The 14,687-nt window shown below is 64.6% G+C and carries 12 protein-coding genes and 1 tRNA gene; 4 read left to right on the plus strand and 9 right to left on the minus strand.

Going from position 1 to position 14,687, the window contains the following annotated elements:
* Positions 1-85: 85 nt before the first annotated feature.
* Together ACEN42_RS12000 and map are read right to left on the minus strand one after the other, a co-directional pair.
* Positions 86-610 carry a GNAT family N-acetyltransferase gene (locus ACEN42_RS12000; protein ID WP_187607245.1) on the minus strand — a complete coding sequence of 175 codons (525 nt, stop codon included), beginning with the start codon at positions 608-610 and terminating at the stop codon, positions 86-88.
* Positions 611-770: 160 nt separating this feature from the next.
* Positions 771-1,553 carry a type I methionyl aminopeptidase gene (map, locus tag ACEN42_RS12005; RefSeq protein ID WP_187607246.1) on the minus strand — a complete coding sequence of 261 codons (783 nt, stop codon included), beginning with the start codon at positions 1,551-1,553 and terminating at the stop codon, positions 771-773.
* 266 nt (positions 1,554-1,819) lie between these two features.
* On the opposite strand from map, the gene ACEN42_RS12010 reads away from it, so the two are divergent.
* A complete protein-coding gene (locus tag ACEN42_RS12010; RefSeq protein WP_371880061.1) occupies positions 1,820-2,152 on the plus strand; it encodes a hypothetical protein in 333 nt (110 codons plus the stop codon).
* 90 nt (positions 2,153-2,242) lie between these two features.
* Here ACEN42_RS12010 and ACEN42_RS12015 read toward each other — a convergent pair.
* The 3 genes from ACEN42_RS12015 to ACEN42_RS12025 form a co-directional block, all read right to left on the minus strand.
* Positions 2,243-2,333, minus strand: a tRNA-Ser gene (locus tag ACEN42_RS12015).
* Between the two features lie 101 nt (positions 2,334-2,434).
* Positions 2,435-3,733 (minus strand): serine--tRNA ligase, encoded by a 1,299-nt coding sequence (serS, locus tag ACEN42_RS12020; protein ID WP_371880062.1) that lies wholly within the window; start codon positions 3,731-3,733, stop codon positions 2,435-2,437.
* 128 nt (positions 3,734-3,861) lie between these two features.
* Positions 3,862-5,178, minus strand: coding sequence for a replication-associated recombination protein A (locus ACEN42_RS12025; protein ID WP_371880063.1), 1,317 nt, complete (start codon positions 5,176-5,178; stop codon positions 3,862-3,864).
* A 176-nt stretch (positions 5,179-5,354) separates the two neighbouring features.
* Here ACEN42_RS12025 and cytX point away from each other — a divergent pair, with 176 nt between their 5' ends.
* Positions 5,355-6,683: a putative hydroxymethylpyrimidine transporter CytX gene (gene cytX / locus ACEN42_RS12030; protein WP_371880064.1), complete on the plus strand. Its 1,329-nt coding sequence runs from the start codon at positions 5,355-5,357 to the stop codon at positions 6,681-6,683.
* Positions 6,684-6,725: 42 nt separating this feature from the next.
* Here cytX and ACEN42_RS12035 read toward each other — a convergent pair whose 3' ends face one another.
* Complete coding sequence (locus ACEN42_RS12035; protein ID WP_371880065.1) at positions 6,726-8,066, minus strand: MFS transporter; 1,341 nt, start codon at positions 8,064-8,066, stop codon at positions 6,726-6,728.
* Between the two features lie 41 nt (positions 8,067-8,107).
* A complete protein-coding gene (gene speB / locus ACEN42_RS12040; protein ID WP_238288218.1) occupies positions 8,108-9,124 on the minus strand; it encodes an agmatinase in 1,017 nt (338 codons plus the stop codon).
* A 114-nt stretch (positions 9,125-9,238) separates the two neighbouring features.
* Between speB and ACEN42_RS12045 the strand changes: the two genes are divergently transcribed.
* On the plus strand, positions 9,239-10,159 hold the full coding sequence (locus ACEN42_RS12045; RefSeq protein ID WP_238210026.1) for a LysR family transcriptional regulator: 921 nt from the start codon (positions 9,239-9,241) through the stop codon (positions 10,157-10,159).
* Positions 10,160-10,188: 29 nt separating this feature from the next.
* Here ACEN42_RS12045 and lolA read toward each other — a convergent pair whose 3' ends face one another.
* Both lolA and ACEN42_RS12055 read right to left on the minus strand, forming a co-directional pair.
* The gene (lolA, locus tag ACEN42_RS12050; RefSeq protein ID WP_238210025.1) at positions 10,189-10,869 is read right to left on the minus strand and encodes an outer membrane lipoprotein chaperone LolA; all 681 of its coding nucleotides are present in this window, start codon (positions 10,867-10,869) and stop codon (positions 10,189-10,191) included.
* 28 nt (positions 10,870-10,897) lie between these two features.
* Positions 10,898-13,225, minus strand: a complete 2,328-nt coding sequence (locus ACEN42_RS12055; protein WP_187607253.1) for a DNA translocase FtsK — start codon at positions 13,223-13,225, stop codon at positions 10,898-10,900.
* A 361-nt stretch (positions 13,226-13,586) separates the two neighbouring features.
* Between ACEN42_RS12055 and trxB the strand changes: the two genes are divergently transcribed.
* Positions 13,587-14,582: a thioredoxin-disulfide reductase gene (trxB, locus tag ACEN42_RS12060; RefSeq protein WP_035505263.1), complete on the plus strand. Its 996-nt coding sequence runs from the start codon at positions 13,587-13,589 to the stop codon at positions 14,580-14,582.
* Positions 14,583-14,687: the final 105 nt, after the last annotated feature.

The raw sequence follows: 14,687 nt of genomic DNA on the forward strand, positions 1-14,687 counted from the left end.
CGGCTATCGAATACGCGAAATGTGGGCCGCGCGTGCCCGCGACGGGCACGCGAGAAGCGGGCGACGCGGCCCAGGCTAACGTATGTTAGATAAGCTGTCCGGCGCGCATGTGGCGCACGAAGAGCGACTCGGCTTCTTCTTCGTGCGACGGCATGGCGCGACGATCGCCGGTTGGGCCGAAACCGAGGTGCTCGTAGAAGCGCACCGCAGTGCGATTCACCTCGGAGATCCACGCATGCACTTCGGCTGCGCCCTGCTGCGCGAGCCATTGCGATGCGACGTTCACGAGCAGCTCGCCGCCGCGCAGATGCCGCACGGCGGGCGCGACCCACAACGCGCTCACGAACGCGCGCGCGCTCGGCGCCTCTTCGATGTACGCATGCACGAGACCGCAGGGATGACCTTCCGTGTAGAGCAGAAACGTCGCGAGCCGGGGCGAGCTCGCGTGCAGCGCCGCGGTGTCGCCGAACGACGAAGGATCGACGAGCAGCGTATCTTCGAGCGTTTCGCCGAATGCGTAAGGCGCTTCGCGCAGCGCTGCCGTGCGAAGCTCGCGCAGAACCGGTCCGTGGTGCGCGGCGATCCGGCTGACGGTCAATGAGGGACTCATGCGGGCTATTTCTCTCTGGCTCTCGGGCTCATGCGCGTGCGGCTCTGTTGGCCGGTCCGGCGCTCGGGCCATAAACATAGCTTCAACCGAACGGGCGTACCCGTCAATTCCTAAATCCGGGAAAGTGCTTTACAGCGCACACGACAAGGCGAACGCGCGCTCATGGCGCCGCATAGCTTCCCGTGCCGTCCGGCCACGGCGTAAGCACTTCGAAGCCGTCGTCGGTGACGGCGACCATGTGCTCCCATTGCGCGGACAGCGAGCGATCCTTCGTCGTGACGGTCCAGCCGTCGCGCGACTGCTGCGTGGCGGCGCGCCCCGCGTTGATCATCGGCTCGATGGTGAAGACGAGACCCGGCTTAAGACGCAGGCCCGCGCCGCGCTGGCCGTAGTGCAGCACTTGCGGATCTTCGTGATACACGCGGCCGATGCCGTGGCCGCAATACTCGCGCACCACCGAGAAGCCTTCGCGATGCGCGACGCCCTGGATCGCCGCGCCGATATCGCCGAGCGTCGCGCCCGGGCGCACTTCGCGCATGCCGGCAACCATCGCCTCGTAGGTGGTTTCGGTGAGGCGGCGCGCTTCGGCGCTCGGCGTGCCGGCGTAGTACATACGGCTCGTGTCGCCGTAGTAGCCGTCCTTGATGATCGCGACATCGATGTTGATGATGTCGCCGTCCTTCAGTTCTTTCGGCCCGGGAATGCCGTGACACACGACGTGATTCACCGAGGTGCAGACCGTCTTCGGAAAGCCCATGTAGCCGACGTTGGCGGGAATGGCCTTCAGTTCGTCGACGATGAAGCGATTGCAGATGGCGTCGAGTTCGTCGGTGGTGACGCCCGGGCGGACGTGTTCACCGATCATCGCGAGGACTTCGGCGGCCATGCGGCCGGAGATGCGCAACTTTTCGATGTCGGCGGGTGTCTTGAGCGTGATGGCCATTGAGCAATGCGATGGGTTCGTGCCGCCTCGCGCACGCGTTTTCGCCGGTGTTCGAGGCGGGCGGCGCGCGAGGACAATGGGCCCGATGATAGCACTCCCGCGCAGGGCAGCCGCTTGGAAAGCCGCACGGGCATTGCATTTCGAAGCTTCGGGCGCGTTTTTTCGGGATACGGCGCGATCGTTTTTCGCCCTTGTGATGACCGCGCGTTTGTGTTTTAGTGGCCCGATTTCGAACCTGCCGGAGTGTTATGAACGTGTATCGATCTATGCTGATTTGCGCTGTGCTGTCGGGCGTCGCCGCCCTCGCTGCCTGTAGTTCGACAAGCGATCCGGAATTGCGCGCGTCGAAGCCCGTGATTCACGTTTCGTCGGCGCGGGCCGCGTCGGATATATCGAGTTGTCTGCAACGCATGATTCCCTCGGCGCAAACGCGGCGCGATCAAGGGACGACGGAGTTGCTGGTCGGGTCGAATGCGTGGCTCGTGACGCTGACGCCTTCGGCTTATGGATCGATCGTGAAGGTGCAGCAGTCGTCGAGCGACGATGGCGGCGTGCCGGAACCGGAACTGCGATTCGATATCGCGCGGTGTACGACTTGAGGGAACGCTCCGCTCGACGAAGCGGAGCTTCATGTGAAGACCCAAAAGCAAAACCCCGCAAGTCTCACGACTTGCGGGGTTTTAGTGTCTTGGCGGAGAGGGTGGGATTCGAACCCACGGTACGGGAAAACCGTACGCCTGATTTCGAGTCAGGTACATTCGACCACTCTGCCACCTCTCCGTCTACCCTTTCGGGTCTTCGTGAACCGGTCGTTGCTCAACGAAGAACGAAAGTATATCGAACTCTTTCGCGCTTTCCAAGGGTCTTTTTGGAAATAAACGTCACACTGCTGCCGAAACTTCGATTCTTTCGGCGCCGCGCATGTACGGGCGCAGTACCGCCGGAATCGTCACCGAGCCGTCCGCGTTCTGGAAGTTCTCCAGCACCGCGACGAGCGTGCGGCCGACCGCCAGCCCCGAACCGTTCAGCGTGTGCACGAACTCCGGCTTGCCCTGCGCATTGCGGAAACGCGCCTGCATGCGACGCGCCTGGAACGCCTCGGTATTCGAGCAGCTCGAAATCTCGCGATACGTGTTTTGCGCCGGCAGCCAGACTTCGAGATCGAACGTTTTCGCGGCCGAGAAACCCATATCGCCCGTGCAGAGCGTAATCACGCGATACGGCAGTTCCAGCTTCTGGAGAATCGTCTCCGCCTGCCCGACCATCTCGTCGAGCGCGGCATAGGAATGCTCCGGCGACACGATCTGCACCATCTCGACCTTGTCGAACTGATGCTGGCGAATCAGGCCGCGCGTATCGCGCCCGTACGAGCCCGCTTCCGAACGGAAGCACGGCGAATGCGCGGTGAGCTTCACCGGCAGCGCACTGGCTTCGAGGATGCTGTCGCGCACCGTGTTCGTCAGCGAGATCTCCGACGTAGAGATGAGGTACTGCGTGACCGTGCTTTCGTCGCCGCCCTTCTCGACGCGGAACATGTCATCGGCGAACTTGGGCAACTGGCCCGTGCCGTACAGAATCTCCGGATTCACGATATACGGCGTGTACGCCTCCGTATAGCCGTGCTGCTCCGTGTGCGTGTCGATCATGAACTGCGCGAGCGCGCGATGCAGCCGGGCAATTGGCCCGCGCAGCAACGTGAAACGCGCGCCCGAGAGCTTCGCGCCCGTTTCGAAATCGAGACCGAGCGGCGCGCCGACATCGACGTGATCCTTGACTTCGAAGTCGAACGAACGCGGCGCGCCCCAGCGCCGCACTTCGACGTTCTGCGTCTCGTCGTCGCCGACCGGCACGCTCTCGTGCGGCAGGTTCGGCACGGTCAGCATCAGGTCCGACAGACGCTTCTGCACGTCGTCCAGCTTCGCCGCCGATTCCTTCATCGTGTCGCCGATGCCGCCCACTTCCGCCATCACCGCGGACGTGTCCTCGCCGCGGCCCTTCATCGCGCCGATCTGTTTCGACAGGCTGTTGCGGCGCGCCTGCAGTTCTTCGGTGCGGGTCTGGATCTCGCGGCGCTCGGCTTCGAGCGCGGCGAAGGCGGCGACGTCGAGCGTGTAGCCTCGATCGGCGAGGCGCTTCGCGACGCCGTCCAGGTCTTTGCGGAGGGTTTGGATGTCGAGCATGGCGGGGGGCAGCTTTGTTAAGTAATCGGAAACACCGATTTTAGCGCACGGTCATTGCGCGCCGGGTGCGATCGGCGATCCGCCCGACGAAACGCGGTTTGCCCGCGCGCGAAACGAACGCCGTGATTTCATCGCTTCTTGTCGTCGCGATGTTCGCGCCGCCAGGCTTCGTCGAGTTCCGCGAGACGCGCGAGCTTTTCGCCGATCTTGCCTTCGAGTCCGCGCGGCGTCGGCTGATACCAGTACGGATCGCGCATGCCGTCCGGCAGATAGGTTTCGCCGGCCGCATAAGCGTCGGGCTCGTCGTGCGCGTAGCGGTATTCGTGTCCGTAGCCGAGTTCCTTCATCAGCTTGGTCGGCGCGTTGCGCAGATGCACCGGCACGCCGCGCGACTGGTCCTTGCTGACGAAGCGCCGCGCCTCGTTGTACGCGTTGTAGCCCGCGTTCGATTTCGGCGCGACCGCCAGATAGATGAGCGCCTGCGCGAGCGCGAGTTCGCCTTCCGGCGATCCGAGGCGCTCGTACGTCTCGGCCGCATCGAGCGTGATGCGCGCGGCGCGCGGATCGGCCAGCCCGATGTCCTCCCACGCCATGCGCACGATGCGCCGCGCCATGTAGCGCGGGTCCGCGCCGCCGTCGAGCATGCGGCAGAACCAGTACAGCGCGGCGTCCGGATTGCTGCCGCGCACGGATTTGTGCAGCGCGCTGATCTGGTCGTAAAACGCGTCGCCGCCCTTGTCGAAGCGGCGCAGATTCTCGGCGAGCGCACTGCCCAAGAGCGCACCGTCGACATCGGTCTGCTTTTGCTGCGCCGCCGCGCGCGCGACGATCTCCAGGTTGTTCAGCAGTTTGCGGCCATCACCGTCGGCGGAACCGATTAGCGCGTCGCGGGCTTCGTCGGTGAATGTCAGCCCGCCGAGTTCCTTCGACGCGCGTTCGAGCAGTTCCTTCAGTTCCTCGGCGTCGAGGCTTTTCAGCACGTAGACCGCCGCTCGCGACAGGAGCGCGCTGTTCACCTCGAAAGACGGATTCTCGGTCGTCGCGCCGACGAACACGAACAGGCCCGACTCGACGTGCGGCAAGAACGCGTCCTGCTGACTCTTGTTGAAGCGATGCACTTCGTCGACGAACACGAGCGTCTGATGCCCGTTCGCGCGATGAATCTGCGCGGTCTCCACCGCCTCGCGGATATCCTTCACGCCCGAAAGCACCGCCGAGAGCGAGATGAACTGCGCGTGGAACGCATCGGCCATGAGGCGCGCGAGCGTGGTCTTGCCGACGCCGGGCGGACCCCAGAGAATCATCGAATGCGCCTCGCCCGATTCGAACGCGACGCGCAACGGCTTGTTTGGACCGAGCAGATGTTTCTGGCCGATCACGTCGTCGATGGTGCGGGGGCGCAGGCGCTCCGCGAGCGGAACGTTGCCACGGTTTTCTTCGAACATGTGCTGTGCGATGCAGGTTGACGCGGTTGGGTGGATCGCGGCGATAATCTCGCCCTTCAGGAAGGCGCGGCGCGGCCGCGGAATCGGGTCATTATGACAGCCTGACAGCGGCGGTCTCGCAGGAAGCGGGCCGCGCGCCCGGAATCCACGCTTTCACACGACAAGGACGCAATCCGATGGGGCAAGAGCACACCACGAACGCCGCGGCGCACGGCGAGACTTCGACCTACGCGCCGCTTACGCCGGTGCCGCCCGAGCGGCGCGCCTTCGGCACGAGCGATGCCTTCGCGCTGTGGTTCTCGCTCGGCATCGGGCTCCTGGTTGCGCAGGCGGGCGCGCTGCTCGTGCCGGGATTGTCGTTGCCGCACGCGCTGACGGCGATCGCCATCGGCACGGTGATCGGCGTCGTGCTGCTCGCGCTGGCGGGCGTCGTCGGCACGGATACGGGGCTCGCGGCGATGTCCTCGCTGCGCCCGACGCTCGGCGTGCGCGGCGCATCGGTGCCGGCGGTGCTCAACGCGATCCAGCTCGTCGGCTGGGGCTCGTTCGAGATCATCGTGATGCGCGATTCCGCCGATGCGCTCGCGAAGCAATCCTTTCACCTTTCGATGCCGCTCGTCTGGACGCTTATCTTCGGCGCGCTCGCGACGCTGCTCGCGATCAGCGGCCCGCTCTCCTTCGTGCGGCGTTTCTTGCGCACCTGGGGCATCTGGCTGCTGCTCGGCGGCGCAGGCTGGCTCACGTGGAATCTGCTCGCGAAGCACGATCTCGCCGCGCTGCTGGCGCGTCCCGGCACGGGCGAGCTGGCGTTCGGCGCGGGTATCGACCTCGTCGTCGCGATGCCGCTGTCGTGGCTGCCGCTGATCGCCGATTACACGCGCTTCGGCAAGAGCGCGGGCGGCGCGTTTCGCGGCACGCTGCTCGGCTATGGCATCGCGAATCTGTGGTTCTATGCGCTCGGCGCGATCTACGGACTTGCGGCGGGCGGCGGCGATGCGCTTCTCACGACCGCGCTCGCGCAGGCCGGTGGCGGCATCGCGCTGTTCCTCATTCTGATCGATGAAATCGACAACGCGTTCGCCGATATCCACTCCGCGGCCGTATCGACAGGCACCTTCTGGGCGCGCGCCGGCGTGCCGATGCTCTCGTGCGCGTTCGGCGCGCTGTGCACGCTCGTCGCACTCGTCGTCGAGATGGGCAAGTATCAAAACTTCCTGTTGCTGATCGGCTCGGTGTTCGCGCCGCTCTTCGGCGTCGTGCTGGCCGATCACTTCATCGTGCGCAAGCGCCGCATCGACACTGCGGCGCTCGGGTCCATCGACGGACGCTACGGCTTTTCTGGCGGCTGGCATGTGAGCGCGTTCATCGCGTGGGGCATCGGGATCGCGGCGTATCACGCGATCAATCAATGGCTGCCGAATCTCGGCGCGACGCTGCCCGCGCTCGCGCTCGGCGCGGTGTGCTATCTGCTGCTCGTGTCGGGGCGACGCCGCGCCTACGCGTGATCGCTCAACGAAAAAGCCGCCATTTCTGGCGGCTTTTTCACATCAGCTTGCAGAACTCCAACCCTGCGGCACCGAAGCGCGCGTCTCGCCGCGCTCCTCGAAATCGCCCGCCGCCTCGCGACGCGCAAGCCATCGCACGCAGACGAGCGAGAGCAGCGCGAAGCTCGAATAGAACAGCGCCATCGGCACCCAGCTCGGCGAGTAGCGTTCGGCGAGCACGGTCGCGAAGAGCGGCGTGAGGCCGCCCGCGAGCGCGCCGCACACCTGATACGCGAGCGAGATCGCCGTATAGCGGATGCGCGCCGCGAACATGCCGGTGACGAAGCCCGCGATCACCGCGTAATAGCCCGATTCGGCGATCGTCGCGAGCCCGACGCCGAGCGTCACCGAACCGAACGTGCCCATCCGCACGAGCGGCAGCATGATGAACGGCACGACGATCGCCCACACGGCCGCCATCGTCAGCACGCGCGCGGTGCCGAAGCGTTGCGCGACGAACGCCGCGCCCAGTTGCACGAAGAACTGCAGCACGGCGACATAGAACATCGCGTCGAGCACCATCGAACGATCGAGCGACAGATACTGCGTCGCGTACGTGATCATGAAGATGTTGCTGAAATACACGCCCGCGATGCCGTAGACGTTCGCGCCGAGCACGACGAGCACCAGCCGCCATTGCTTCATCGTCTCCTTCAGCGGATGCTCGGCGAGTTCGCCCTCTTCCTTGAGCGCCTCGAATTCCGGCGATTCATCGACGCCCGCGCGGATCACGAAGCCCACGATCAGCAACACGATGCTCGCGAGGAACGGCACGCGCCAGCCCCACGACATGAAGTCCGCGTTGGGCAGCTTGCTCGCGACGCCGAACGCGAGAATCGAGAGGATCAGGCCGCTCGCGCTGCCGAGTTGCGCGAACGACGCGAAAAACGTGCGCTTGCCTTCGGGCGCGTGCTCGCCCGCGAGCAGCACCGCGCCGCCCCACTCGCCGCCGACCGCGACGCCTTGCAGGAGGCGCAGCACGATCAGCAGCACGGGCGCGATCGCGCCTGCCTTGTCGAACGTCGGCAGACAGCCGATCGCCACCGTCGATACCGCCATCAGCATCAACGTGAGCATCAGCGAGCGCTTGCGCCCGACGCGATCGCCGATATGCCCGAACAACACGCCGCCGAGCGGCCGCGCGAAGAAGCCGATCGCGAACGTGCCGAACGACGCGAGCAGGCTCAACAGACGGCTCTCGCCGGGGAAGAACAGCGGGCCGAACACGATGGCCGCGGCGGTTGCATAGCTATAGAAGTCGTACCACTCGATCGTGGTGCCGATGAACGAGGCGAGCGCGGCGCGCTTCGGTTGCGCGCGTGACGCGTTTTTCACTGCGGTCATGAAACGATGTCTCCGTTATTGCTTTGGTCTTGATGCGAGTCTTACTTTGCCGCGCGGTACTCGACGCCCGGCAGCACGCACAGCAGTTCGAACGCGAGGTTCGCGCCCAGCAGCGCGGTCGTCCCGAACGGGTCATAGGGCGGCGCGACTTCCACCAGATCCGCCCCGACGATATTCAGCCCACGCGCGCCGCGCACAATTTCGAGCGCCTGCGGCACGGTCAGTCCGGCGATTTCCGGCGTGCCGGTGCCGGGCGCGAATGCGGGATCGATGCCGTCGATATCGAACGTGATGTAGACGGGGCCATCGCCCATTTGCGCGCGCACTTCGTCCATCAGCGGCGCGAGCGATTTGTTCCAGCACTCTTCCGTCTGCACGACGCGGAAACCCTGCTCGCGGCACCAGTCGAAATCGCCGGCTTCGTAACCCGTGCCGCGCAGACCGATCTGCACGACGCGCGAGCAATCGAGCAGACCCTCTTCCACCGCGCGCCGAAACGGCGTGCCGTGCGCGATCTTCTCGCCGAACATCGTGTCGTTGACGTCCGCGTGAGCGTCGATATGAATCAGCCCGACCTTGCCGTGCTTCGCGTGGATCGCGCGCAGGATCGGCAGCGCGATGGTGTGATCGCCGCCGAGCGTGAGCGGCTTGCAGTCGTGCTTCAGGATCTCGCGATAAGCGCGCTCGATGCGGTCGATCGAATCCAGCAGGTTGTACGGATTGATCGCGACATCGCCGATATCCGCGACGCGCAGCGAATCGAAAGGCGCGGCGCGCGTCGCCATGTTGTACGGGCGCAGCAGCACGGATTCGCTGCGCACCTGACGCGGACCGAAGCGCGCGCCGGTGCGATTCGACGTGCCGAGATCGAACGGCACGCCGACGAAACAAGCATCGAGCCCTTCGGCCGACTGGACATGCGGCAGGCGCATCATCGTCGTGATGCCGCCGCAACGCGGCATCTGGTTGCCCGACAACGGCTGCGGGCGCTCGGCGCGCTGTTCGACGAAGTGCGAATCGAAGTGTTCGGCGGGGGCGAAAAGTGAGGATGTATTCATGGCGTCAGATGGGTTCGCGTTGACATCTGACAATTAATAGCGAGTTCTGGATAAAAATAAAATGGCGATAAAATTAACTTAACATCGATATTTTTCGATGTATCGGTGGCGCCCATGTTCACTCACCTTTCCGATCTCGATCTGCGCCTGATCCGCGTGTTCCTCGCCATCGCCGATGCGGGCGGCGTTTCGTCCGCGCAGGCGACGCTCAACGTCGGGCAATCGACCATCAGCACGCAACTCGCGACGCTCGAAACGCGGCTCGGCTACCGGCTCTGCGAACGCGGGCGCGGCGGCTTCGCGCTGACTTCGCGCGGCGAGCAGTTCGTCGAGGCGTGCCGGACGCTGCTCGCCGCCATCGACACGTTCGATTCGACCGCGCGCAATGTCGGCAAGAAGCTCGTCGGCTCGCTCACGCTCGGGATGATCGGCAATACGCCCGTCAGCGCGAATGCGCGTGTCAGTCAGGCGATCGCGCGTTTCCGGCAGCGCGACGAATCCGTGCGCTTCGCGGTGCTGGTGCGCTCGCCGGGCGAGTTGGAGGAGATGCTGCTGTCGGGGCGCATCCAGATGGCGATCGGCTACTTCTGGCATCGCGTGCCGTCGCTCGAATACACCGAAATCTTCGCGGAGGATCAGCTCGCGTACTGTGGACGCGAGCATCCGTTGTTCGCGCGGGCAGGCGAAGTAGGCATCGCGCAGGCTTTCGAGCACGACTGGGCGTGGCGCAGCTATCCGCTGCCCGAGGCCGGCGAGCTCACGCCGCGCAATATCGGCGCGGTGGCGGACAACATGGAGGCCGTCGCGATGCTCGTGCTCTCGGGCCGGCATCTCGGTTATCTGCCCGAGCACTTCGCCGCGCCCTATGTGAAGGAAGGCGTGCTCGCGGCGCTCAATCCGCAGGCGATGCGCTATCGCGTCGCGTTTCAGATGGTCACGCGCGCGGAACGCGTGAGCGGCGCGCGGGGCGCGAAGCGGGAGATCGTGGAGGCGTTTCTCGATGACATGGCCGCGGCGCACGCGGCCATCGAATGAAAAAGGGCGCTTTCGTCGCGCCCTTCGGATTAGCCGTTGATCACGTCCGCGCCCTTCGGCACGGTGAACTTGAAGGTATCGCTCTTGATGGGCGGGTTCTTCTGGATATTCGAGAACGTGAGCAACGTGACGTTGCCGAACACGTCGTGCAGTTCCATCGCTTGCAGATTGCCGTCCCTGAAGCCGATGCCGACCGTCTCGAACTGCGTGTCCTTCGCCTTGGGCGTGAGTTCCAGCCAGTCGATGCCGCCCTTCTCGCCCGCATCGCGCAGGTTGAAGTTCTTCTCCAGATCGTTGCTGCCGAAGAGGATCGCCGCCGGGCTCGCGCCGAGCGCGCCGCCGAGCGTGCGCACGGTCACCTGGTTCAAATCTTTGTCGTAGACGTAGAGCTTGTCGCCGTCGGCCTGCAGGATCTGCGCATACGGCTTCTGATACGACCAGATGAACTTGCCCGGCCGCGCGAACATGAAGGTGCCGCTGGAGGTCTGGCCTTTGGTCGGCATGGCGTTCGAGGTCGCGCCGTTGTTGGTCTTTCCGGGCGCCTTGATTTCCTGCTGAGTGAAGTCGCCGCGCGCCGCGTGGACTTGCGACACGAATGCCTTCAGTTGCTCCGTGCCGCTCGCGAATGCATGCGATGCGAACAGCATCGTCGCCGAAAAGATCGCCGCACCGAATGCCTTGGTGAGCGGGTTCCCCGTAAATTGCTTCATCGTTATGTTCTCCATTTGGACGCGCGCGTCACTCCGCGTCGCGCGCCGGCGTCAGGATTTCGCGGTTGCCGTTCGACGACATCGCCGACACGAGCCCCGAGTTTTCCATCTGTTCGAGCAGACGCGCCGCGCGGTTGTAGCCGATGCGCAAATGCCGCTGCACGAGCGAGATCGACGCGCGCCGGTTCTTGATGACGACCTCGACCGCCTGATCGTATAAGGGATCGGACTCGCCGTCGGCGCCGCCGGTTCCGCCCGCGCCCGCCGAGCCTTCGTCGCCGTCGCCGGCCAGGCCGCCTTCGAGAATGCCCTCGATATAGTTCGGCTCGCCGTGCTCCTTCAATTTGTCGACCACGCGATGCACTTCCTCGTCCGACACGAACGCGCCGTGCACGCGCACAGGCAGCCCGGAGCCGGGCGGCAGATAGAGCATGTCGCCCATGCCGAGCAGCGATTCGGCGCCTTGCTGGTCGAGAATCGTGCGCGAATCGATCTTCGACGACACCTGGAACGCCATGCGCGTCGGCACGTTCGCCTTGATGAGGCCGGTGATCACGTCGACCGAAGGCCGCTGCGTCGCGAGGATCAAATGGATGCCCGCCGCGCGTGCCTTCTGCGCGATCCGCGCGATCAGCTCTTCGACCTTCTTGCCGACGACCATCATCAGGTCGGCGAGCTCGTCGATCACGACGACGATATTCGGCAAGCGCGTGAGCGGCTCGGGATCGTCCGGTGTGAGGCTGAACGGATTCGGAATCTTTTCGTCGCGCTTCTTCGCTTCATCGATCTTCGTGTTGAAGCTCGCGAGATTGCGCACGCCCATCTTGCTCATCAGCTTGTAGCGGCGCTCCATCTCGGCGACCGCCCAGTTGAGCGCGTGACCGGCCTGCCGCATGTCCGTGACGACCGGACACAGCAAATGAGGAATGCCTTCGTAGACGCTCATTTCGAGCATCTTCGGGTCGATGAGAATCAGGCGCACCTGATCCGCGCTCGCCTTGTAGAGCAGCGAAAGGATCATTGCGTTGATGCCGACCGACTTGCCCGAGCCCGTCGTGCCCGCGACCAGCAAGTGCGGCATCTTCGCGAGATCCGCGCAGACCGGATTGCCGCCGATGTCCTTGCCGAGGCCCATCGTCAGCGGCGATGCGCCGTTCGCATAGACCTCGGAGCCGAGAATCTCGGAGAGCTTGACCGTCTGACGGCGCTGGTTCGGCAATTCGAGCGCCATGTAGTTCTTGCCCGGAATCGTCTCGACGACGCGAATCGACACGAGCGACAGCGAGCGCGCGAGATCCTTCCCGAGACCGACGATCTGGCTGCCCTTCACGCCAGTCGCCGGCTCGATTTCATAGCGCGTGACGACCGGCCCCGGATACGCGGCGATCACGCTCACCTCGACGCCGAAGTCCTTGAGCTTCTTTTCGATGAGCCGCGACGTGTACTCGAGCGTATCGGCGGCGATGGTTTCCTGGACCTTCGGCGGCGCATCGAGCAAGGCGAGCGGCGGCAACGTGGAGTCGCCCGGCAGGTCCTTGAAGAGCGGCACCTGCTTTTCCTTCTCGGCGCGTTCGGAGCGCGCGGGCGCTGGCGCCGCGGGCACGATCATCACCGGTTCGTGATCCTCGCTCTTCTCGCGCGAACGCACGACCTTGTCTTCGCGCTTGACCGCGGCCGCTTCGCCGAGCTTGCGGTCGCGTCCCGCTTCGCGGCGCAGTTGCGCGCCGGTGATCGCGTTGAGAATGCCGTCGCCGAGCTTCTCGCACACGGACAGCCACGAGAAACGGAAATAGAGCGACAGGCCGATCGCGAGAGCGATCAAGAAGAACAGGGTCGCGCCCGTGAAGCCGAGCGCATGCGAAACATGCCGCGCGACGACATCGCCGACGACGCCGCCCGGCGCACGCGGCAACTGCACCTTGAGCGACCACATGCGCAGCGCCTCGATGCCGTCGCTCGCGAGCAGCACGAGCACGAACGCGAACGCTTCGGCAAGCCAGGTGCGGTCGCGCGGCGCGTCTTCATCGACGGCGGGCGGCTGCGTGGTGTGCTGAATGAGACGCCGGTAATTCGCGACGATGCGCCGCGCGAGCAGCACGACCAGCCAGTAGGAAGACAGCCCGAAGACGAGCAGCAGGATATCGGACGTGTACGCGCCGACGCGCCCCGCCCAGTTCCCGATATGATCGACGCTCACCGCGTGGGTCCAGCTCGGATCCTTGCGGCTGTACGAAAGCAGCGCCATCACGAGGAACAGTCCGAGCGCGACCTGGAGAATCCAGCGAATTTCGGTGAAGAGCCGCGACATGCGGTGCGGCAACGCCTGCGGGCTCGCGGAATAGGTAGCTTTGGCCATTGATTCGGTGTCGCTTTGTGTCGCTTTTTTGCGGCTCACGCCTCTACGCAAGGACCGCATGGAACGGTGGCCTATTGTAAACGCTGCGTTGCGGTGAAAGGCGCAAAACGGACGCGTTCTTGCAACCTGTAACACTCGTCACGAGCAAGTCATGCGGCGGTCCTCGCCGTCCACGGCTATCAAACCGATTGAAAGGTTCACTCGGGAAGGCTTTTCCGGCGGCCTTTATAATCCCCTTTTTGCACCTAAATTTGGATCATCGGGAGCGTCGCGCGCATTCTCCGGCCACGAGCGGCGTCGATATTGCTGCATTGCAGGCCACGCGTACTTCCGAGCCGACCATCAATAACGGACCATCATCATGTCTTCGCCCAAACACGCCAAAGTGCTGATTCTCGGTTCCGGCCCCGCCGGCTACTCCGCCGCCGTGTACGCCGCGCGCGCGAACCTGTCGCCGCTGCTCATCACCGGCCTCGCGCAAGGCGGCCAGCTGATGACCACCACGGACGTCGAGAACTGGCCGGCGGACCCGTCGGGCGTGCAGGGCCCGGAACTGATGCAGCGTTTCGAAGAGCACGCTCGCCGCTTCAACACCGAGATCGTGTTCGATCACATCCACACGGCGAAGCTCAACGAGCGCCCCTTCCGGCTGATCGGCGATTCGGGCGAGTACACCTGCGATTCGCTCGTCATCGCGACGGGCGCGTCGGCGCAATATCTCGGCGTGCCGTCGGAAGAAGCGTTCATGGGTAAGGGCGTGTCGGCCTGCGCGACCTGCGACGGCTTCTTCTATCGCAACGGTGAAGTCGCGGTCATCGGCGGCGGCAATACGGCCGTCGAGGAAGCGATCTATCTCGCGGGCATCGCGAAGAAAGTGACGGTCGTGCATCGCCGCGACAAGTTCCGCGCCGAGCCTATCCTCATCGACCGCCTGCTCGCGAAGGAAAAGGAAGGCATCGTCGATATCAAGTGGAATCACGTGCTCGATGAAGTTACCGGCGACAATTCCGGCGTCACCGGCCTGCGCATCAAGGATACGCAGTCGGGCAAGACCACGGACATCGCGCTGCAGGGCGTGTTCGTCGCGATCGGCCACAAGCCGAACACCGATCTCTTCGTCAACCAGTTGGAGATGAAGAACGGCTACATCATCACGAAGGGCGGCACCACCGGCGACGCCACCGCGACGAGCATCCCCGGCGTGTTCGCTGCGGGCGACGTGCAGGATCACGTGTATCGCCAGGCGATCACGAGCGCGGGCACGGGCTGCATGGCCGCGCTGGATGCGCAGCGTTATCTCGAGACCATCGACGAAACGCCGACGCCGCATTCGATGAGCCACGAAGCGGATCGCTGATCGGGCGTCCATCCGGGCACGGCCGAGCGCGGCGAACCGCTAGAATGGAGTTCGTCCGCTTCTGGCGCGTCCGATAGCGCCGACTCGCGATAAAAACGGGCCACG

Source organism: Caballeronia sp. S22 (genome assembly GCF_964261745.1).
Classification (GTDB): domain Bacteria; phylum Pseudomonadota; class Gammaproteobacteria; order Burkholderiales; family Burkholderiaceae; genus Caballeronia; species Caballeronia jiangsuensis.

Excerpts from the sequence above, each read along its gene's own strand:
- ACEN42_RS12000 (WP_187607245.1), bottom strand. The coding sequence starts at position 610 with ATGAGTCCCTCATTGACCGTCAGCCGGATCGCCGCGCACCACGGACCG.
- map (WP_187607246.1), bottom strand. The coding sequence starts at position 1,553 with ATGGCCATCACGCTCAAGACACCCGCCGACATCGAAAAGTTGCGCATC.
- ACEN42_RS12010 (WP_371880061.1), top strand. The coding sequence starts at position 1,820 with ATGCTGATTTGCGCTGTGCTGTCGGGCGTCGCCGCCCTCGCTGCCTGT.
- serS (WP_371880062.1), bottom strand. The coding sequence starts at position 3,733 with ATGCTCGACATCCAAACCCTCCGCAAAGACCTGGACGGCGTCGCGAAG.
- ACEN42_RS12025 (WP_371880063.1), bottom strand. The coding sequence starts at position 5,178 with ATGTTCGAAGAAAACCGTGGCAACGTTCCGCTCGCGGAGCGCCTGCGC.
- cytX (WP_371880064.1), top strand. The coding sequence starts at position 5,355 with ATGGGGCAAGAGCACACCACGAACGCCGCGGCGCACGGCGAGACTTCG.
- ACEN42_RS12035 (WP_371880065.1), bottom strand. The coding sequence starts at position 8,066 with ATGACCGCAGTGAAAAACGCGTCACGCGCGCAACCGAAGCGCGCCGCG.
- speB (WP_238288218.1), bottom strand. The coding sequence starts at position 9,124 with ATGAATACATCCTCACTTTTCGCCCCCGCCGAACACTTCGATTCGCAC.
- ACEN42_RS12045 (WP_238210026.1), top strand. The coding sequence starts at position 9,239 with ATGTTCACTCACCTTTCCGATCTCGATCTGCGCCTGATCCGCGTGTTC.
- lolA (WP_238210025.1), bottom strand. The coding sequence starts at position 10,869 with ATGAAGCAATTTACGGGGAACCCGCTCACCAAGGCATTCGGTGCGGCG.
- ACEN42_RS12055 (WP_187607253.1), bottom strand. The coding sequence starts at position 13,225 with ATGGCCAAAGCTACCTATTCCGCGAGCCCGCAGGCGTTGCCGCACCGC.
- trxB (WP_035505263.1), top strand. The coding sequence starts at position 13,587 with ATGTCTTCGCCCAAACACGCCAAAGTGCTGATTCTCGGTTCCGGCCCC.